Source organism: Flavobacterium yafengii (genome assembly GCF_030010375.1).
GTDB lineage: Bacteria > Bacteroidota > Bacteroidia > Flavobacteriales > Flavobacteriaceae > Flavobacterium > Flavobacterium yafengii.
Map to the genome: position 1 here is coordinate 187,304 of NZ_JASCRY010000001.1, position 21,026 is coordinate 208,329.

At 34.3% G+C, this 21,026-nt stretch carries 18 protein-coding genes and 1 tRNA gene; 16 read left to right on the forward strand and 3 right to left on the reverse strand.

What is annotated here, in order from left to right:
• The first annotated feature begins 202 nt into the window (after positions 1-202).
• The 5 genes from QLS97_RS00770 to QLS97_RS00790 all read left to right on the forward strand — a co-directional run bounded on the left by QLS97_RS00770 (position 203) and on the right by QLS97_RS00790 (position 6,587).
• Entirely contained in the window at positions 203-2,008 is a 1,806-nt protein-coding gene (locus QLS97_RS00770) for a glycoside hydrolase family 13 protein (protein ID WP_282713792.1), read from the forward strand.
• 80 nt (positions 2,009-2,088) lie between these two features.
• Positions 2,089-3,747 carry an alpha-amylase family glycosyl hydrolase gene (locus QLS97_RS00775; RefSeq protein ID WP_282713793.1) on the forward strand — a complete coding sequence of 553 codons (1,659 nt, stop codon included), beginning with the start codon at positions 2,089-2,091 and terminating at the stop codon, positions 3,745-3,747.
• A gap of 80 nt (positions 3,748-3,827) precedes the next feature.
• Positions 3,828-4,505, forward strand: a complete 678-nt coding sequence (locus tag QLS97_RS00780; RefSeq protein ID WP_282713794.1) for a glycerophosphodiester phosphodiesterase — start codon at positions 3,828-3,830, stop codon at positions 4,503-4,505.
• Positions 4,502-5,722: a BaiN/RdsA family NAD(P)/FAD-dependent oxidoreductase gene (locus tag QLS97_RS00785; RefSeq protein ID WP_282713795.1), complete on the forward strand. Its 1,221-nt coding sequence runs from the start codon at positions 4,502-4,504 to the stop codon at positions 5,720-5,722. The genes QLS97_RS00780 and QLS97_RS00785 overlap by 4 nt, the downstream gene beginning before the upstream one ends.
• A gap of 124 nt (positions 5,723-5,846) precedes the next feature.
• Entirely contained in the window at positions 5,847-6,587 is a 741-nt protein-coding gene (locus QLS97_RS00790) for a hypothetical protein (protein WP_282713796.1), read from the forward strand.
• Positions 6,588-6,595: 8 nt separating this feature from the next.
• On the opposite strand, the gene QLS97_RS00795 is transcribed toward QLS97_RS00790, so the two are convergent.
• Positions 6,596-7,072, reverse strand: a complete 477-nt coding sequence (locus QLS97_RS00795; protein ID WP_282713797.1) for a TspO/MBR family protein — start codon at positions 7,070-7,072, stop codon at positions 6,596-6,598.
• Positions 7,073-7,185: 113 nt separating this feature from the next.
• Between QLS97_RS00795 and QLS97_RS00800 the strand changes: the two genes are divergently transcribed.
• The 8 genes from QLS97_RS00800 to QLS97_RS00835 all read left to right on the forward strand — a co-directional run bounded on the left by QLS97_RS00800 (position 7,186) and on the right by QLS97_RS00835 (position 14,487).
• Positions 7,186-8,268 (forward strand): diphosphomevalonate decarboxylase, encoded by a 1,083-nt coding sequence (locus tag QLS97_RS00800; RefSeq protein ID WP_282713798.1) that lies wholly within the window; start codon positions 7,186-7,188, stop codon positions 8,266-8,268.
• 41 nt (positions 8,269-8,309) lie between these two features.
• Positions 8,310-8,504 (forward strand): hypothetical protein, encoded by a 195-nt coding sequence (locus tag QLS97_RS00805; protein WP_282713799.1) that lies wholly within the window; start codon positions 8,310-8,312, stop codon positions 8,502-8,504.
• 57 nt (positions 8,505-8,561) lie between these two features.
• Positions 8,562-9,500 (forward strand): mevalonate kinase family protein, encoded by a 939-nt coding sequence (locus tag QLS97_RS00810; protein WP_282713800.1) that lies wholly within the window; start codon positions 8,562-8,564, stop codon positions 9,498-9,500.
• Between the two features lie 355 nt (positions 9,501-9,855).
• Positions 9,856-11,289: a sensor histidine kinase gene (locus QLS97_RS00815; protein ID WP_282713801.1), complete on the forward strand. Its 1,434-nt coding sequence runs from the start codon at positions 9,856-9,858 to the stop codon at positions 11,287-11,289.
• 182 nt (positions 11,290-11,471) lie between these two features.
• Positions 11,472-11,615 (forward strand): hypothetical protein, encoded by a 144-nt coding sequence (locus tag QLS97_RS00820; protein ID WP_282713802.1) that lies wholly within the window; start codon positions 11,472-11,474, stop codon positions 11,613-11,615.
• 278 nt (positions 11,616-11,893) lie between these two features.
• A complete protein-coding gene (locus QLS97_RS00825; protein WP_282713803.1) occupies positions 11,894-12,850 on the forward strand; it encodes a geranylgeranylglycerol-phosphate geranylgeranyltransferase in 957 nt (318 codons plus the stop codon).
• A gap of 281 nt (positions 12,851-13,131) precedes the next feature.
• Positions 13,132-14,040: a pseudouridine synthase gene (locus QLS97_RS00830; RefSeq protein WP_282713804.1), complete on the forward strand. Its 909-nt coding sequence runs from the start codon at positions 13,132-13,134 to the stop codon at positions 14,038-14,040.
• Positions 14,041-14,124: 84 nt separating this feature from the next.
• The gene (locus QLS97_RS00835; protein WP_282713805.1) at positions 14,125-14,487 is read left to right on the forward strand and encodes a nuclear transport factor 2 family protein; all 363 of its coding nucleotides are present in this window, start codon (positions 14,125-14,127) and stop codon (positions 14,485-14,487) included.
• An 80-nt stretch (positions 14,488-14,567) separates the two neighbouring features.
• Here QLS97_RS00835 and QLS97_RS00840 read toward each other — a convergent pair whose 3' ends face one another.
• Complete coding sequence (locus QLS97_RS00840) at positions 14,568-16,715, reverse strand: M3 family metallopeptidase (RefSeq protein ID WP_282713806.1); 2,148 nt, start codon at positions 16,713-16,715, stop codon at positions 14,568-14,570.
• A gap of 181 nt (positions 16,716-16,896) precedes the next feature.
• Here QLS97_RS00840 and QLS97_RS00845 point away from each other — a divergent pair, with 181 nt between their 5' ends.
• Positions 16,897-18,660 (forward strand): DUF885 domain-containing protein, encoded by a 1,764-nt coding sequence (locus QLS97_RS00845; protein WP_282713807.1) that lies wholly within the window; start codon positions 16,897-16,899, stop codon positions 18,658-18,660.
• A gap of 51 nt (positions 18,661-18,711) precedes the next feature.
• Here QLS97_RS00845 and QLS97_RS00850 read toward each other — a convergent pair.
• Positions 18,712-18,793, reverse strand: a tRNA-Leu gene (locus QLS97_RS00850).
• A gap of 108 nt (positions 18,794-18,901) precedes the next feature.
• Here QLS97_RS00850 and QLS97_RS00855 point away from each other — a divergent pair.
• Positions 18,902-20,290, forward strand: a complete 1,389-nt coding sequence (locus QLS97_RS00855) for a dipeptidase (RefSeq protein ID WP_282713808.1) — start codon at positions 18,902-18,904, stop codon at positions 20,288-20,290.
• Between the two features lie 307 nt (positions 20,291-20,597).
• Complete coding sequence (locus QLS97_RS00860; RefSeq protein WP_282713809.1) at positions 20,598-21,023, forward strand: hypothetical protein; 426 nt, start codon at positions 20,598-20,600, stop codon at positions 21,021-21,023.
• Positions 21,024-21,026: the final 3 nt, after the last annotated feature.

Genomic DNA, 21,026 nt, shown 5'->3' on the forward strand with positions numbered 1-21,026 from the left:
TTTAATTGATAACTGTTCTTAATTCAAATTTGAGCATTTCAATTTCTATAAAATCGGCTGACTAGTTTAAAGTAAAAAACTTTATTTTAAGTTAGCGAAAAATCTAAATGTCAATAAAATATATTTCACAATGCATAAAACAGGTTCGTTTCCGTTCATAAATAGGAGCTTTCTAAAAAAAATAACCTTATTCCTTTTTTTTATGTCTTTAACTTTAAATGCTCAAATCGACAAAATTGAACCGCCTTTTTGGTACGCAGGAATGCAAAATCCAGAACTGCAAATTCTTTTTTATGGCAAAGACATTTCTCAATACCAAGTCACAGTTTCTAATGGCATAAAAATAACTAACGTTAAAAGAACGGAAAACTCCAACTACATTTTTGTTACCATTGACACCAAAAAAGTGGCTGCCTCTGATTTCGTTTTTACTTTTAAAAACAACAACAAAGAAACGTTTACACAAAAATACAGCTTGCGCCAAAGAAGAGAAAATTCAGCGCAACGCAAAAGCTTTGATTCTTCGGATATGATGTATTTATTGATGCCGGATCGCTTTGCCAATGGAAACAGAAACAACGACAGTGAAAACGCCACCCAAGAAAAATACAATAGAGAATCACCTGGCGGAAGACACGGTGGCGATATTGAAGGCATCATAAAAAACTTAGATTATATAGCAGAACTGGGCGCAACGACCATTTGGAGTACGCCACTTTGCGAGGATAATGACGCTAGACATTCGTATCATACCTATGGTCAATCTGATGTTTATAAAATAGATCCACGTTTCGGGACTAATGCAGATTATGTTCGATTGGCTGCCGAAATGCATAAAAGAGACATGAAACTCGTGATGGATTATGTGACGAATCACTGGGGAATTGAACATTGGATGATGAAAGATTTACCTACAAAAGAATGGATCAATCAATTTGACACCTACACACAAACCAATCATAAAAGAACGGTCATTCACGACACCAATGCAGCTGAAATTGATAAAAAAGTAGCGATAGACGGTTGGTTTGTTCCATCGATGCCCGATTTAAATTTAAAGAATCCTTTGACTTTAAAATACCTGATTCAAAATGCCATTTGGTGGATTGAATATGCTGATTTAGATGGTTTCAGAGTCGACACGTATAATTATTCAGACCCAAAAGGAATCGCAAAATGGACAAAATCCATTACGGATGAATACCCAAATTTTAATATTGTAGGGGAAGTTTGGATGCAAAGTCAAGCGCAAATGGCGTATTGGCAAAAAGACAGTAAAATTGCTGAAATACAAAATTACAACTCGTATTTACCTAGTGTAATGGATTTTACATTATATGAGGCAACCAGCAAAGCGTTCAGTGAAGACGAAGGAACTTGGGACAAAGGAGTGGTGAAAATGTATGATAATTTTACAAATGATTTTCTGTATCCAAACATCAATAATATGTTGATTTTTGTTGAAAATCACGACACGAATCGTTTCAATCAAACCTACGGAAACGACATCAGAAAATACAAGATGGCAATGACTTTGATGGCTACCGTTCGTGGAATTCCTCAATTGTATTATGGAAGTGAAATAGGTATGGCCGGTGATAAAAACAAAGGCGATGCTGATATTCGTCAAGATTTCCCTGGCGGTTGGGAAGGCGATCAAAACAATGCTTTCATCAAAGAAGGAAGAACTCCGGGACAAAGCGATTATTTTAATTTTACTTCTAAATTATTCAATTGGAGAAAAACAAAAGCGGCGGTTCATTTTGGAAAAATGACACATTACATTCCGGAGAATAATATCTACGTTTATTTTAGATACAACAAAGATGAAACGGTGATGGTTCTAATGAACAATAGTAATGAGACCAAAACTGTCAATACACATCGTTTCAAAGAAAACATCAAAGACTTTAAAACCGGAAAAGATGTAATTTCTGAACTTACATTTGACGTTACAAACGAAATTATAATAGAACCTAAGTCCGTTTTGATTTTAGAACTTAAGTAATTTGAACCTTGTAAAGCATTTAAGCGATTTGATAATTCCTTATATGTTTCAAAAAAAAATAATCATTTAATGCTATAAAAATGAAAAAATATTCAATCCCACTTTTACTATTAACCATGACAATAATAAGTAGTTGCTCCAGTACACAAACAGTTGCTGAGAGTAACAAAACACCTTTCGTTTGGGAAGGAGCGAATGTTTATTTCTTAATGACAGACCGTTTTAATAATGGCGACACTTCAAATGATATAAACTTCAACAGAACCAAAACAACGGGAAAACTTCGTGGTTTTGAAGGTGGTGATATCAAAGGAATTTCTCAAAAAATTGACGAAGGTTATTTTGATAAATTAGGAATTAATGCCATTTGGTTTACACCAATAGTGGAGCAAATTCACGATGGTGTTGATGAAGGAACCGGTTTAAGTTATGGCTTTCATGGCTATTGGGCAAAAGACTGGACGAACTTAGATCCTAACTTTGGAACAAAAGAAGATTTGGCTGCATTAGTTCAAAAAGCACACGCACACGGAATCCGAATCATTCTTGATGGCGTAATCAATCATACCGGTCCCGTAACTCCCAAAGATACGGTTTGGCCAAATGACTGGGTGCGAACAGGACCCAATTGCGATTACAAATCGTTTGAAAATACAACTGCGTGTACGCTGGTTTCTAATCTTCCGGATATAAAAACAGAAAACAATCAAGCTGTCGCTTTACCTCCTTTTTTAATCGAAAAATGGAAGAAAGAAGGACGTTACGAACAAGAAATGAAAGAACTTGATGCGTTTTTTGCGCGCACGGGATATCCAAGAGCGCCAAAATATTACATCATCAAATGGTTGACGGATTATATTACGGATTACGGAATTGACGGTTATCGTGGCGACACGGTAAAACATACCGATGAAACGGTTTGGGCTGATTTCAAGACCCAATGTGATTATGCTTTTGCAACTTGGAAGAAAAACAATCCGACAAAAGTTTTAGATAATAATCCTTTTTACACCATTGCTGAAGTTTATAATTATGGTATCAGCGGCGGACAAGATTTTGATTTTGGAGACAAAAAAATAAACTATTTTAAAAATGGTTTCAACAATATGATCAATTTTGAGTTCAAATGGGATGCACAAAAAGACTATGAATTTATATTTTCCAAATATTCTGATAAGTTAAACAATGACTTAAAAGGATATAGTGTTTTGAACTATTTGTCTTCACACGATGACGGCGGACCATTTGATGCAAATCGTACCAAAACTATAGAAAGCGGAACAAAATTATTACTGAGTCCTGGACTTTCTCAAGTATATTATGGTGATGAAAGCGCTCGTTCTTTAGTTATCGAAGGAACAAAAGGCGATGCAACATTACGTTCATTTATGAATTGGGAAGCTATCAAATCAAATCCTGAAACCCAAAAAACATTGTTGCATTGGCAAAAATTAGGTCAATTCAGGAAAAACCATCCTTCGATTGGAGCAGGAATTCACAAGCAAATTTCGGCTCAACCGTATGTTTTTAGCAGAACTTTCTCTAAAGGAGATTATACAGATAAAGTAGTTGTTGGATTGGATTTGGTAATTGGTACAAAAGAACTTGCTGTAGATTCAATTTTCGCAGACGGCACATCATTAAAAGATGCCTATTCCGGAAAAGAAGCAATTGTTTCCAATGGAAAAGTGACAATCAATACTGAATTTGATATTGTTTTATTAGAATTGAAAAAATAATTCGAAAATAATTTCATCCAAACGCCTTTAGAAATGAAGGCGTTTTTTTTATGTTTACCTTTACCAAAAAATAAAAGACAATGCTCAAAATTGGACATCGTGGTGCAAAAGGACATGAACCCGAGAATACCTTTATTTCGTTCCAAAAAGCATTAGACATGCAAGTGGACGGCATTGAACTTGACGTGCATTTGAGTGCTGATGGCGAAATAATGGTTATTCATGACGAATCTATTGACCGAACGACCAACGGAAAAGGTTTTGTAAATGCATTATCTTTGCGCGAATTGAAAGCCTTTAGAATAAATGGAGAGCAGCAAATCCCAACTCTGAAGGAGGTTTTTGATTTGGTAAACCAAGATTGTTTTATCAATATTGAGCTCAAAAGTTATGAGGCAACCGATAAAGTAGTTTCGCTTATTGAAAAATACGTCACTAAAAAAGGATGGAAATACGACCGGTTTTTAATTTCCAGTTTTGATTGGAATGCGCTGCAACAAGTGGCGTTTTTAAATGATAAAATCCCTATTGGCGTTTTAACGGAAACCGATTTAGACTTGGCTTTGGCTTTCGCCAAATTCATTCAGGCAAAATCCATTCATCCGCATTTTCATTTATTGACAAAAGAAAACACGGCAAAAATACAGGAAAAAGGATTGCAGGTTTTCCCTTGGACCATCAATGAATTAGAAGACATTCAAAAAATAAAAACATTCAACGTAAACGGAATCATCACTGATTTCCCAAATAGAATATGAACCAGAATTACGATATAATAATAGTAGGCGGCGGTGCGGCAGGTTTTTTTACAGCGATTAATATTGTGGAAAAAAATCCAAAATTAAAAGTTGCAATTCTGGAACGCGGAGCTGAAGTATTGCAAAAAGTTAGAATTTCCGGTGGCGGAAGATGCAACGTAACGCACGCTTGTTTTGAACCGAATGAATTGGTGAAGTTTTATCCGCGTGGCGAAAAAGAATTACGCGGTCCTTTTCATCAGTTTTGTTCTGGAGATACGATTGAATGGTTCGAGAAACATGGCGTAGAACTCAAAATTGAAACGGATGGACGCATGTTTCCCGTTTCGAATTCATCTCAAACAATTATTGATTGTTTCCTGAAAGCAACACAAAAACTAGGAATTGCAGTGCTTACGGGACAAAGTGTGCAATCTATTTTCAATGCCGAAGTTTCGGGAGGAAATTTTTGGAAAATTGAAACCCAAACCGAAAATTATCTTGCCGAAAAGCTGATTTTAGCCACAGGGAGCAATCCTAAAGTATGGGAAATGTTACAGAATTTTGGTCACGCAGTTATCAGCCCGGTTCCTTCCCTATTCACTTTCAACATCAAAGATTCCAGAATAAAAGAATTACCCGGAGTTGCGGCACAAGTTACCGTAAAAGTAAAAGACACCAAACTTACTTCAACGGGACCGTTGTTAATTACCCATTGGGGAATGAGCGGGCCCGCAATTTTGAAACTCTCCGCTTGGGGTGCCCGAATCTTGCATGACAAAAATTATCAGTTTACCATTTTCGTAAATTGGTTGAATGATGAAGACACTGCTGATGTCGAGAAAAAGCTAAAAGATTTAAAACAAGAACACGCTAAAAAATCAGTTTCAAAAAAATCACCTTTCGAATTAACCAATCGATTATGGGAAAGTTTAGTGCTTGCTTCCGGAATTGAAGTGGAGACGAAATGGGCCGATTTATCTAAAATACAATTGCAAAATCTAGCCAATCAGTTGACGAATGGGACTTTTCAGGTAAACGGAAAAAGCACGTTTAAGGAAGAATTTGTAACTGCTGGCGGGATTGATTTAAAAGAAATCAACTTCAAAACAATGGAAAGCAAACTACACGAAAATCTTTATTTTGCTGGTGAAATCGTGAATATTGATGCCATTACAGGCGGATTCAATTTTCAGAATGCGTGGACCAGCGGGTTTATTGTGGCAAATGCCGTTTAGACCAAAGTCATTATACTACAAAACTTTAATTAAGAGAACTTTAGTTTTTGATTAACATGAATTTATTATTCTGTTTTCATTTTCACCGAATGATTTGAATATGTTTGTAATCAAAATATTACGAATGATTAAAAGCTACTTTTTTGTTTTCTTACTGTTTTTTGTACTTCAATCTGGTTTCTCACAAACCGAAAAATTAATTCACGGAAAAGTTTTACACGAACAATTTCCAGTGGAAAAAGTTGAGGTTGCTAATTTTAGTTCTAAAAAAATCACCCTTACTAATGCATCCGGGGAATTTTCTATTTTGGCAAAATCGGGTGACGAACTCATTTTTATTTCGAAAAACCATGATGTCAAAAAATTTGTCTTGGATGAAAAGACCATTAGCAAAAACAACCTCATCATTTTGTTAATCCTAAAACCAGAAGAATTAAAAGAGGTTATGGTTACAAAAATGCCTTCCATTAAATTAAGCACTGATAAAGCGTATGAACAAGGAAAGCTTGATAAATTAGCTTTAGAGAAAGCCGCAAGAACTCTAAAAAACTCCGGAGTTTACACCGGAACTATTGAAAACGGCATGGATTTTATGCGAATTGGCGGAATGATTTTAGGACTATTCAAAAAAGAAAAAGAGGAAGTTCCAGAAAATAAGCCACAAATTGAATTCAAACAATTGGCAAAAAGCAGCTGTGATGAAAAGTTTTATTTTCAAACTTTAAAATTAAAACCAGACCAAATAGATCTTTTCCTCGAATTTTGCGATGCAGATCCAAAATCAAAAACAGTAGCTGAAAGCAACAATGTATTAAGTGTAATGGATTTTTTGCTTGCGAAAAATATTGAATTTAAAAAACTATAAACAGAATACTATCGATTCAACCACCAAATACTTCCATTTAAAACGGCGGCAAAACTTACCCAAGCCAAATACGGAAGGAATAAATAGCCCGCAATTTTATTGATTTTGGCAAATTGAACGTACGTTTCAAAAATCATCAACCACAATACAATAATTTCTAATCCGGCTAGCATTGGGTTGTGTAATCCAAAGAATAAATACGACCATAAAGCATTTAATGCCAATTGTATCGCAAAGAAAACCAAAGCTTTTTTCACAACTTCTTTTTCAGTTTCTATTCGATCCCAAACTAATCCTGCCGCAACACCCATCATCACATAAAGCATACTCCAAACGGGTGCAAAAATCCAATTGGGCGGATTAAAACTTGGTTTTATTAAAGTGGGATACCACGTTGTAATGGCAGAACGAGTAACTATTCCAGAGAAATAACCAATGGCAAGACACGTAACAACAACTGCTAATATTCGGGTGATTTTATTCATTTTTATATTTTTCTAATGCGAGCCAAATTTAATCAAAAGTTTAGTACAATTCGACAAATAAACAAATCTGCTTGTAAATCAAAAAAAGTATCTTTGCGTAAATTTATACATTCATGATTTCAGTAAACGATTTTATTCCATCAAAATATACGCATTCGATTGAAAAGGGAAATTTTCAATGGAGCGCACCCAGCAACATTGCCCTTGTAAAATATTGGGGAAAAAAGGACAATCAAATTCCAGCGAATCCTTCGGTGAGTTTTACCTTGAATAATTGTAAAACGATTACCAAATTGGCTTTCGCCAAAAAAGAAAACGATGATACATTTTCATTTGATTTACTTTTTGAAGGACAACCAAAAGAAGATTTCAAACCGAAAATTCAAAAGTTTTTGGAACGAATAGAAATCTATTTGCCGTTTTTAAAAGAATATCACTTTACGATTGACACGGAAAATACCTTTCCACACAGTTCCGGAATAGCTTCATCAGCATCTGGAATGGCAGCTTTGGCGATGAACTTGATGAGTTTAGAAAAAGCGTTACATCCTGAAATGACTGAGGAATATTTCTATCAAAAAGCATCTTTATTAGCGCGTTTGGGTTCTGGAAGCGCTTGTAGAAGTGTAAAAGGACAAGTGGTAGTTTGGGGTAATCATGCAAATATTTCCGGAAGTTCTGATTTATTTGGAGTTGTATTTCCAAATGCGATTCATACTAATTTTAAGAATTTTCAAGATACTATTTTACTGGTTGACAAAGGTGAAAAACAAGTTTCAAGTACCATTGGGCATGATTTAATGCACAACCATCCTTTTGCCGAAAGGCGATTTGCACAAGCCCATGAAAACTTGGATCAACTAATTTCAATTTTTGAAAGTGGAAATCTGGACGAATTCATCAAAATTGTAGAGAGCGAAGCCTTGACTTTGCATGCCATGATGATGACCTCGATGCCTTATTTTATATTGATGAAACCGAATACTTTAGAGATTATAAATGCGATTTGGAAATTTAGAAATGAGACTAAAATTCCGGTTTGTTTCACGCTGGATGCTGGTGCAAATGTGCATGTTTTATATCCTGAAAATGTTGCCAAAACAGTTTTACAATTTATTAAGAACGAATTAGTTGGCTATTGTCAAAATGGTCAGTACATTTGTGACGAAATTGGAAATGGGGCTTTGTTGATTTAATTTGTTTTTTTCCTATCTTTATTTTTTAAAGAACTAAAATTATGGATATTCAATCCGAGAAATTAGAATTGATAAAAATGTTGTTAGAAACTGACGACAAGACTATAATCGAGACTATCAAAAACATTTTCAAAGCACAAAAAAAAGATGTCTGGAAAGAATTATCTCCTGAACAACAAGAAGAAATTGATCTTGAAATTCTAGAGGCAAATCGAGGAGACCAAGTTGATTTATAAAAACTATTTGTTACAACATATAATTATCAAGCTTAAATTGTTAATTTACACCCCAATATGAAAGGACCTTTATTTTATTCAAAAATATTACTCTTTGGAGAATACGGAATCATTCGTGACTCAAAAGGGCTTTCAATTCCATACAATTTTTATAATGGTGCGCTTAAAAGAGATGAAAATCCATCTGAAGAAGCCATCAAATCTAATGGTCACTTGAGACGTTTTGTAACTTATTTAGAAACTTTGCAAAACGAACAATCTGACTTAGTTACTTTTGACCTGACTGCATTGAAAAACGATGTTGAAACTGGAATGTATTTTGATTCCAGTATTCCTCAAGGCTATGGCGTAGGCAGCAGTGGCGCGCTTGTAGCGGCTATTTATGATAAATATGCACAAAATAAAATCACTGTTCTGGAAAATCTGACCCGTGAAAAATTATTGCAGTTAAAAAATATATTTTCTCAAATGGAGAGTTTTTTCCACGGAAAAAGTTCTGGCTTAGATCCTTTGAACAGTTATTTAAGCATCCCGATTCTGATTAATTCTAAAGACAATATTGAAGCAACCGGAATTCCTACTCAAAGTTTTGACGGAAAAGGCGCAGTGTTTTTATTAGATTCAGGAATTGTAGGTGAAACTGCTCCGATGGTGAATATTTTCATGGAAAGTCTGAAAGACAAAGGTTTCCGTGCGATGTTGAAAAATCAATTTGTAAAATACACGGATGCTTGTGTGGAAAATTTCCTTGGCGGAGACATGAAATCATTGTTCATGAACACCAAGAAATTATCAAAAGTAGTTTTGAATAACTTCAAACCAATGATTCCGGAACAATTTCACGGAATTTGGCAACAAGGAATTGACAGCAATGATTATTATTTAAAATTATGTGGTTCTGGCGGTGGCGGTTATATCTTAGGTTTCACCGAAGATTTAGAAAAAGCCAAAGCGTCTTTGAAAGATTACAAACTAGAAGTAGTCTATCAGTTTTAAAAATTTCCAACTACTACAAATTTAAGCTGACAGCACAATTTTGTGTAATAAATAGTATTCAGTTGGCATCCTATAGATATATATTCCATTTTTTTGGAAAACAACTAATTTCAAATTAGAAAAACACGAATTTACTGGGTCAAATAACCTTGTAACATTCGTGTTTTTTTATGCTTCCGTGGCAATGCGTTTATTGAAAAATAATATGTTTTTTGGCAAAACCTTAAAAACAAAAATTAAATTATTCAATACAAATAAATTTGAAATAAATTTAAACCAAATCTTACATTTCAATAAAAACAGCTTATCTTTAAGCATCTGATTTTTTTTGCCCCACTACCTACAAAAAAACTATATGACTGAAAATAAAATTCTTGAAAATTTTAAGCGAAGTAATATTTTCATTCCTCTGATTATAATAATTATATCTTGCTCTTCGTTGATTATCATCAACTACCTGACCATTAAAATCTTGTCGGCATCCAGAGCGTATGTAAATGGAGAATCTCATTATTCTAAAGGACAAAAAGATGCAACACGCCACCTCATCACTTATTTATTTACTAATGACACCACTCAATGGAAACTATTCCACGAAGAATTGAGTGTTCCTATAGGAGATAAAACTGCACGAATTGGCTTAGTTAACAATAGCGATATTGAAATAATCAAAGATGGATTTAGAGCTGGTCGAAATGACGAGAGAGATCTTGATGATATAATTTGGTTATTTAAACATTTTCACTCCGTTCCTTTTTTAGCAAAAGCGATCAATGAATGGGAAAAAGGAGATCAATTAATTGACCAATTGGCATTGATTGGAAATGAAGTCCATAAAAAAATAAGTGCCAATACTTTAAGCCCAGACGAAAAAGAAAAAATTTTGCAACAGATAAATAGCATTACCTATAAACTAACTATAAATGAGCGTAATTTCTCTGATTCACTAGGAGAAGGCACTCGCTTAATTAAAACCTATCTTCTTTTTACCAATATCTTTTTTACGTTAATAATCATTGGAAGTGTCAGTATTTATTACTCCGTAATGATTAACAAGCTCAGACGCTCGAAACAAGAAACAGAAGATAAAAACAGAAATTTAATACTAGCCAATAAAGAACTTGATAAGTTTGTATACAGCGCTTCTCATGATCTAAGGTCGCCCATCTCTTCCTTGAAAGGATTAATAGAAATTATAAAATTAGAAGATGATTTGGATGAAATTAGAGATTATTTAGACTTAATGCATCAAAGTCTTGATAAGCAAGATCAATTTATAAGAGAGATAATCGATTACTCCAGAAATAAAAGAAAAAAAGTAACTGCTGCTTCTGTTAGTCTAAATGAAATTATAGATGAAATTATTTCTCAACATTTTTATATCAAAGGAACCAATGAAATTGCCATCAAAAAAGACTTATCCGTTGATGAAGTCCAAAGTGATGGTTTGCGATTAAAGATTATCTTAAATAACTTACTATCAAATGCTATCAAATATTCTGACGAGAAAAAAGAGAAACGTTATATTTCTATTAAAACGTATACCAAAGGGGAATTTTACAAAATAGAAATTGAAGATAATGGCATTGGAATTAATAAAGAATACCAAGTCAAAATTTTCGAAATGTTTTTTGTAACCAATAACAATAAGAAAGGTTCTGGTTTAGGTCTTTACTTAGTAAAAGAAGCTGTTGAAAATCTTAAAGGAAACATAACCGTAGATTCAAAAATGAATATAGGAAGTAAATTTATAGTAACGATACCTATACAACATGAGTGCCAATTATAAAGTTTTGATAATTGACGGCAATGTAATTGATCAAATTGTCACGAAACAATTACTAAGGAAACACTGGGTGTAACTGAAATAAGCACTGCAAATAATGGCGAAGAAGCAATTCAATGGCTTACTAATTACAGAATCAGTCTGAAGAATCGCTACTTATTCTGTTAGACATTAAAATGCCCGAAATGGATGGATTCGAATTCCTTTTAGCATATGAAATGCTCTCCGGAGAATTGAAAAAGGAAACTCAAATTTTCATGCTTTCCTCCACATTAGACCCAAACGATATTACACGTGCAAAAAGAATAAATACGTCAAAACTCTTTTGAGTAAACCTTTACCAATTAAAAAATTTGGCGAAATGATTTATCCTCATTGTTCCCTATAATAATGCAATTGATTTTGAATCAAATGAAATTAGATTTATCTCCAATAGAATTATCCAAAATAAGGGTAGTATTTCCCAATATCCTCTTAAAAGAATTCCCGTTTATGAGTTTTTGTAAAGAAATCAAGTTGATTTTAAAAACAAAAACCTAAATTTGAAAATGAATAGGCAAGTTTGCTATAACAATTTAAAAACTTGACAAAAAACTACTAATAAACAATGTTAAGCAGGCAACATAAGCTTTTAGTGATGAAAATTGTCAGTTTATTCTCTGTAGTAAGAGGATATAACATTCCAATAATAATTTTGGCGCAATACCTTTCCGCTATATTTATTTTGGCTCCAGAAAAAAGAGCGTTGGACATTCTGCTCGATTTCAATTTATTTATTCTGGTTTTTGCTTCTTCGCTAACAATTGCTTCTGGGTATATTATCAACAATTTTTATGACAGTCGAAAAGATTTAATCAATCGTCCTAATAAGTCGATGCTGGATCGATTAGTGAGTCAAAAAACAAAACTGAGCGTCTATTTTACGATCAATTTTATTGTGGCTTTAATGGCTATGTTTGTTTCCTGGCGGGTACTTTTATTTTTTTCAGGATATATCTTTTTCATCTGGTTTTATTCCCATAAAATAAAAAAATACCCAATAATAGGAAACCTGACTGCTGCATTACTGGCTGTTTTACCTTTTTTTGCCATACTATTGTATTTTTATACTCGGATTCCATATGAAGAGATTGAAAATTACAAAAGACAATTAGGCGTGATTTTTTCTCATGCTGTTTTTTTATTTTTGTTACTATTTATTCGGGAAATGATTAAAGATTTAGAAAATCTAAAAGGTGACTTAGCCAATGATTATAAAACGATTCCTATAGTTTACGGTGAAGAGATATCAAAAAAAATCATTACTGTTTTAACAATTCTAACTATTTTTCCAGTGTACGCTTTAATCGATATTTACGATGTGGGTTACATGGATGTTTATTTTTATTCTTGTCTGATTATCCTGATTTTTTTCTTGGTTTACTTGTGGAAATCAAATGCTAAGCCACAGTTTTTGATGCTTCATAACACCTTAAAATTCCTTATTGTAGCTGGTGTTTTTTGCATTGTATTGATTAATCCGAGTGTTTTATGGCACGGAAAAAGATTGTTGATGGCGGTTTAGATTATTTCTGCTTTGGAATTATAAAAGGTTAAAATCAATTTTCTCAAAAATTCCCAAATACCTCTATTTGGTTAGCCCCGATTACAACGGCATCCTTTTTCTTTTTTCTTTAAAAAGAAAAAGATAGAGTGGAAAGCGGGAAATAGCTCCAAAAAACGAAACTAAAACGAAACTAAAACGTATTAATTAGCTTATTAACTAGATAGTTAGCGTTTTTATAATTGGCTGTTATTGATTGTCAACTATATAAATAGTATCTTTGCACAAATTATTGGAATATTATGAATAACAAGGAAGGCAATAATAAGAAAAGTGGTCCTAGAGCAGCTAGCTCAAGACCAAGTTCGAATAAGCCAAAACCTGCCATGCAGAAGCGCGCTCAAGGGCCGAAAAAAGTTAAAGTAAATACTAAAGTTGCCGATATCGCTACTGATAAAGTAGAGAAAAAACCAAATCAAGCACCAAAGAGACCGAAAGTAAAAGACGAAATTCGTTTGAATAAATACATCGCTAATTCTGGTGCGTGCTCGCGTCGTGATGCTGATATTTATATTCAATCCGGGACTGTAAAAGTAAACGGAATTCCTGTTACCGAAATGGGATACATGGTAAAACCAGGAGATGTTGTGAATTTTGACGGTGCCACTTTGACTCCGGAGAAAAAAGTATACATTTTACTGAACAAACCTAAAAACTTTACAACTGCCATGGACGAAGGTCAGGAGTATCGTAATGTATTGGAACTAGTAAAAGGTTCTACGACTGCAAAAATTGGCGCAGTAGGAAGAATGGACAAGAATACAACTGGTTTGTTATTGTTCACGAATGACACGGATATGATTCGTAAATTTACGTTACCTAGTCAAAAATCATCTAAAATTTACCAAGTTTCATTAGATAAAAACTTAAAATTTGAGGATTTAGAAAAAATAAACAAAGGGTTGACTCTTGACGGACACCGCGTTTTTGTGGAAGATGTAAGTTACATTGACGGAGAAGCTAAAAGTGAAATTGGTCTACAATTAAGATCATCTAACGTAAAAGTGGTTCGTAATATTTTTGAACACTTTAGTTATGATGTATTGCGTATTGACAGAGTTTCTTTTGCCGGTTTGACCAAAAAGAATTTACCAAGAGGAAACTGGAGATTACTTACCGAACAAGAAATTATCAATTTGAAGAACGTTTAATATTTCTTTGAAATTATAAAAATGAAATCCCTTTCGCATAGCGAAATGGGATTTTTTTAATTAAAAATTCAATCCTAAATAAGTATGACACCAGAAAAATTACAATCAATTGCTTTTAAATGGTTTGAAACTTTCAATAATAAAGAATTAGAAAAACTATTGTCTTTGTATGACGAAGATGCCGTGCATTTTAGTCCAAAACTAAAAATGTACAAACCAGAAAGTAACGGTTTTGTTACCGGCAAAGAAGCTTTACGAGAGTGGTGGAAAGATGCTTTTGAGCGTTTACCATCTTTAAATTATAAAGTAAAATCACTTACTGCCAATGGCGACCGCGTTTTTATGGAATACACAAGAACAGTTACTGGCGAAGAAGATTTGCTGGTGGCGGAAGTATTGGACATTAGAGAAGACAAAATAATTGCTTCCCGAGTGTATCACGGATAAGACCTTTTTAGAAGAGCAACAAAAAACCCTACAACAAATTATTTATGTTGTAGGGTTTTTAGTTTTAAAAGAAAATGGACTTATCCTTTTACTTTTTTAAGTGGTTCTGCTTTTTTGTCCAGACCACGTTTTCTCAACAGCGGCTCGATACTTGGTTCGGCACCTCGGAAACGTTTGTACAACACCATCGGATCTTCGGTCCCTCCTTTTTCTAAAACATTCTCACGGAATAATTTGGCTTTTTCAGGATTGAATAAAGTAGTTGTCTTGAATGCTTCAAAAGCATCCGTATCTAAAACCCCTGACCAGATGTAGCTGTAATATCCGGAAGAATATCCTCCAGAGAATATATGACTGAAATACGTACTACGGTATCTTGGAATGATCGATTGAATTAAACCAATTTTTGTCATTGCTGCTTTTTCGAAAGCGTTTGCATCAACGGTAATGTCTTTGGTTTGAGAATGGTATTCTAAATCTAATAAAGAAGCCGCAAGATATTCCGTTGTTGTAAAACCTTGATCAAAAGTGCCAGCTTTCTTCAATTTATTCACTAAAGTTTCTGGTATTACTTCGCCAGTTTTATAATGCTTAGCATACATTTTCAAAACCTCTGGTTCAGCCGCCCAATTCTCCATAATTTGAGAAGGAAGTTCCACAAAATCTCTTGGAACACTTGTTCCCGCTAAACTTTTGTACGTCACATTCGACAATAAACCATGTAAAGAATGTCCAAATTCATGGAAGAAAGTCGTCACTTCATCAAAAGTCAAAAGTGCCGGAGCATTTGCTGATGGTTTTGTAAAATTACAAACGATAGAAACTACTGGAGCAACACGTTTCCCATCAACCGTTTTCTGACTTCTGTATGAAGTCATCCATGCACCGCCACGTTTCGATTCACGCGGATGAAAATCCATATATAAAACACCCAGATGAGTACCATCTTTTTCTGTTACTTCCCAAACAGTTGCGTCTTGATGGTATTTTGGAACATTAGTCAACTCTTTGAATTGTATTCCGTATAGTTTTTCAGTTACCTGAAAAACACCCTTTCTAACATTCTCTAAACTGAAATACGGTTTTAATTCTTCTTCGTCTAAATCAAAACGCTCTTTCCTGATTTTCTCTGTGTAATATCTCCAATCATATGGCTGTACCGCGCCTTTCACTCCTTCTTTATCCATCATTTTCTGAATATCTGCGGCTTCCGTTTTAGCTATTTCCAAAGCTGGTTTCCACAAATCATTCAGCAGCTTGTTTACATTTTCCGGTGTTTTAGCCATCGATTCTTCCAACACATAATTAGAATGCGATTTATAGCCTAACAATCGTGCTTTTTGTCCACGAAGATTTGCTAACTCAACTGCATTCTTCTTATTATCAAATTCATCGTCATGGTTGCCTCTGGTTTGGTACGCATTCCAAATTTGCTTGCGCAATTCTCGATTCGCACTGTATTGCAAAAACGGCATTACACTGGAATTAGAAAGCGTAAAAACCCATTTTCCTTCTTTACCTTTTGCTTTAGCATCAACAGCGGCAGCATCAATTAATCCTTGTGGCAATCCGGCTAAATCTTTTTTGGCATTAATAACCAACTCATATTTATTGGTCTCTGCCAAAATATTCTGTCCGTACTTTAAGCTGGTAATCGAAAGTGCTCCGTTTATTTTCCGTAATATTTCTTTGTCTGCATTCGATAAATTGGCTCCACTTCGAACGAAATCTTTATAGGCATTATCTAAAATTTTAGCTTGCTCTAAATTAACACCCAACGTTTCTTTTTTGTCCCAAAGCGTTTTTACTCTTGCGAATAATTTTTCGTTCAGGTAAATATTATCTCTATGAGCGGAAAGATTTGGTGCTATTTCTTTGGCAATATTCTGAATCTCTTTATTGGTATTCGCCGAATTCAAATTAGAAAAAACCGTATTCACATTTGCCAATAATTCTCCTGCATTTTCCATAGCAAGAATCGTATTCTCAAAAGTGGCCGGTTGTGTATTATTTGCAATAGCGTTAATTTCAGCTTGATGTTTACTGATCCCTTCTAAAATAGCGGGTTTAAAATGTTCATTTTTAATTTTGTCGAAAGGCGGCACATTAAAAGGCGTGTCGTAAGCTTTAAAAAATGGATTCATAGTCGTGTTTTCTTTTTTCTCTTGGGCTTCAATTGTTAGCATATTTCCGATGACCAACAAAATGAAAAAGGATTTTTTTCTCATTTACGTGTAAATTATTAGAACAGTAAATTTAGAGGAAATCTATTTAAAATAAGCACTCCAATGACGCGTTAACTAAATTTTATGAGAAAGAAAAACCGCTTTTTTAAACATATAAATACTGTTATATTATAAATCGAAAAAAAATGAATAAATTAGCTAAATCTATTATCAAACATTCATTATGAGAAAAATAAGCGCACTTTTCATTACATTGACAACTTCTATATTGCTGGTCAACTGTAAACCCGAAGATAAAAAAGAAAGCTTTAGCAGTTTAACAGAAAACTATTTTGACGATAGAAATGCGATGAGCCCTTTGGATGCAACGCAAAATGGTCAAAATGAGTATAACGATCAGTTGCAATTTGAAATGACGGACAGCTACAGAAAGTCGCAAGAAGCATTTTTTGACAAATACCAAACTGCCTTAAAAACTATTAACAAAGAAAACTTATCTGAAGAAGAAAAAAATAGTTATGAAATCATAAAATGGGAAGTTGAGATTGGTAAAAATTTACTAAGACAGCCTACAAATCTTCTACCAGTTCATCAGTTTTGGGGAACGCACCTAACGATGGGACAGTTTGCGGGAGGTACCAGCGCGCAACCTTTTAAAACAGAAAAAGACTATACTAATTTCCTGAAAAGGATGGACAAATATGCTGTTTGGATAGATTCTGCAATGGTGTACATGAAAAAAGGGATGGTAAAAGGAATTGTGCTGCCAAAATCATTAACAACAAAGTTAATTCCACAATTTGCTGAAATGGCTACGCCAAAAATTGAAGATAATTTATTTTACTCCTCGATAAAATTAATGCCTGCCACTTTTTCTGATGCTATAAAAAAAGACTTAACCGCAAAATATACAGCAACCATCAATGATAAATTGATTCCGCAATATAAAAAAATGGCTGATTTCTTGACCAATGAATACCTTCCTGCATCAAGAGCAACCAGCGGAATAGGAAGTTTCCCTTTCGGAAAGGATTTGTACGCTACGTATGTAAAACAATGGACTACAACCGAAATGACTCCGGAGGAAATTCATGAATTGGGATTAAAAGAAGTAGCCCGATTGAGTGCCGAAATGGAAAAAGTAAAAACTCAAGTAGGCTTCAAGGGCACTTTATTGGAATTCTTTGAAGAGGTTAGAAACAAAAAGGAATTAAAACCTTTCACAAAGCCAGAGGAAGTTATTGCCAATTTCCAAAGTATTTATACCCGAATTAAACCGAATGTAGACAAATTATTCGCACTACAACCCAAAACAAAATTTGAAATTAGAAGAACTGAAGCGTTTAGAGAAAAAACGGCAAGTGCCGAATACATGCAAGGAACAGCTGATGGTTCTCGTCCTGGTATTTTTTATGTTCCAATACCGGATGTAGCCAATTATAATCTTTATGGAGATGAAGATTTATTTTTGCACGAAGCCATTCCAGGACATCACTTCCAGATTTCATTACAACAAGAAAATGCCAGTCTTCCTGATTTTAGAAAATTCAATTGGTTTGGTGCTTACGGTGAAGGTTGGGCTTTATATACCGAAAGTTTAGGAAAAGAGCTTGGATTGTATCAAGATCCATATCAATATTTTGGAATGCTTAGTAATGAAATGCACAGAGCAATCCGATTAGTTGTAGATACTGGATTACATTCCAAAGGATGGACTAGAGAACAAGCTATAAAATATTCGTTAGCAAACGAAGCCGAAAGTGAAGCAAGTATTATTCCAGAAATAGAGCGTTATATGGCAATTCCAGGTCAAGCTTTATCTTATAAAATAGGTCAGTTAAAAATTATTGGACTTCGTAAAAAAGCCGAAGCCAAAATGGGTACAAAATTTGATATTAAAAAATTCCACGAAAAAGTATTAGAATCTGGAGTAATGCCTTTAGCGTTATTAGAGATGAAAATTGACGCTTGGATAGAAAGTAAATAATTTTCACTAATACATACAAAAAAAGCTTCTCGATTGAGAAGCTTTTTTTTGTGCGGATAATAGGACTCGAACCTACACGCCTTGCGGCACCAGATCCTAAGTCTGGCATGTCTACCAATTTCACCATATCCGCGCAATTGTGGGTGCAAAGATAAACATAACTTCCAATTTTCAAAGTAAATTTCACAAAAAATATTCATACTCTTTTTTGTACTTTTGAAATATAAACAAAATTCAAATAATGGAAAATATTAAAGCATACGTTCAAGAACACAAAGATCGCTTTATCAACGAGTTAATCGAATTATTGAAAATTCCGTCCGTAAGTGCTGACACTGCTTATTCGCATGATGTTTTTGAAACTGCAGATGCCGTAAAAGCCAGTTTAGAAAAAGCAGGCTGCGATTTTGTTGAAATTTGTGATACTCCAGGTTATCCAATCGTCTATGGTGAAAAAATCATAGACAAATCATTACCAACAGTTTTGGTTTATGGTCATTATGATGTTCAACCACCAGACCCAATGGAATTATGGACTTCACCTCCCTTTGAGCCAGTAATCAAGAAAACAGAAATTCATCCCGAAGGCGCTATTTTTGCCCGTGGATCTTGTGATGACAAAGGCCAAATGTACATGCACGTAAAAGCATTAGAATATATGGTTCAATCCAATACTTTGCCTTGTAACGTAAAATTTATGATTGAAGGCGAAGAGGAAATTGGATCAAAAAGCTTGAGTTGGTTTGTAGAACGCAATCAAGAAAAATTAAAAAACGATGTGATTTTAATTTCGGATACCGGAATGATTTCTAATCAGCAGCCGTCAATTACAACAGGTTTACGTGGATTAAGTTATGTAGAAGTAGAAGTTACGGGACCAAACCGTGATTTGCATTCCGGACTTTATGGTGGTGCTGTTGCAAATCCAATCAATGTTTTAGCAAAGATGATTGCTTCACTTCATGATGAAAACAACCACATTACCATTCCCGGGTTCTATGATAATGTAGCAGAATTATCACTTGAAGAAAGAGCCGAAATGGCTAAAGCGCCTTTCAATTTAGACAATTATAAAAAAGCATTGGACTTAAATGACGTTTATGGCGAAAGCGGCTATGTAACTAACGAAAGAAATTCCATTCGTCCTACACTGGACGTCAACGGAATCTGGGGTGGTTACACCGGAGAAGGTGCCAAAACGGTTATTGCGAGTAAAGCTTTCGCCAAAATTTCGATGCGTTTGGTACCTAATCAAGATTGGGAGCAAATCACTGAACTTTTCACAAAACATTTTACAAGCCTTGCCCCTGCCGGCGTTACCGTAAAAGTAAAACCGCATCATGGCGGTCAGGGATATGTAACCCCAATAGACAGCATTGGCTACAAAGCCGCAAACATGGCGTATACTGAAACCTTCGGCGTTCCCGCAATTCCGGTGCGTTCCGGAGGAAGTATTCCTATCGTAGCATTATTCGAAAAAGAACTGAAAAGCAAGACTATTCTAATGGGATTTGGTCTGGACAGCGATGCCATTCACTCTCCAAACGAACATTTCGGAATCTTTAATTACCTAAAAGGAATTGAAACCATTCCGTTGTTTTACAAATATTTTGTAGAACTGTCTAAATAATAGTTAGCGATATCGTCAGTTCGAGTTTTTTTGTAAAGAGAAACGGAACAAAAAAGTATCGAGAACCTTCATTAAATTTTATATCCGCTCTTATAAACAGAGCGGATTTTTTTTGGGCGTTCCCCGCTGAAAAAAGCGGGTCAGGCTGTCCATTCTCAATCTTTTTATTTTTTGAAACAAAAAAATGAAAAGGATTTCCACTCCCATCCTTAACGCAAACCGCTGACTACCAAAATATTTTTCTCTAAAAACTTGTTTATCTGATTTTATATTCTACATTTGTAGAGCAATGTTTTAATCTGTAGAAATGAAAAATCAAAACAAGTATACAATCATCATCATTCTTTTGTGCATAAGCCTCACTAGTTGCAAAATTAATCAAACCAAAAACGGATTAAAAACTGGAAAATGGATCCAAACCGAAAAATTCATGAACATCGAATCTGTCGCAATAGGAAGATACAAAAAAGGAGATAAAACAGGAACTTGGAAAGAATTCATGAGCGATAGATTACTTTCAAAAGAAAAATATAAAAAAAACAGTTGCCACGTCATCAAATATCATAATACAGGAAAAATTCAACAAATAGGAGTTTCCAATAAAGCCATAATAAATTCAAAAATAGAATGGCTGCCCACTGGAGAATGGAAATTCTATGACTCCGAAGGAATACTACTTGGAACAAAAATCTATGAAAAAGGAATACCTATTCAAGAAATTTACACAAAATAAAAA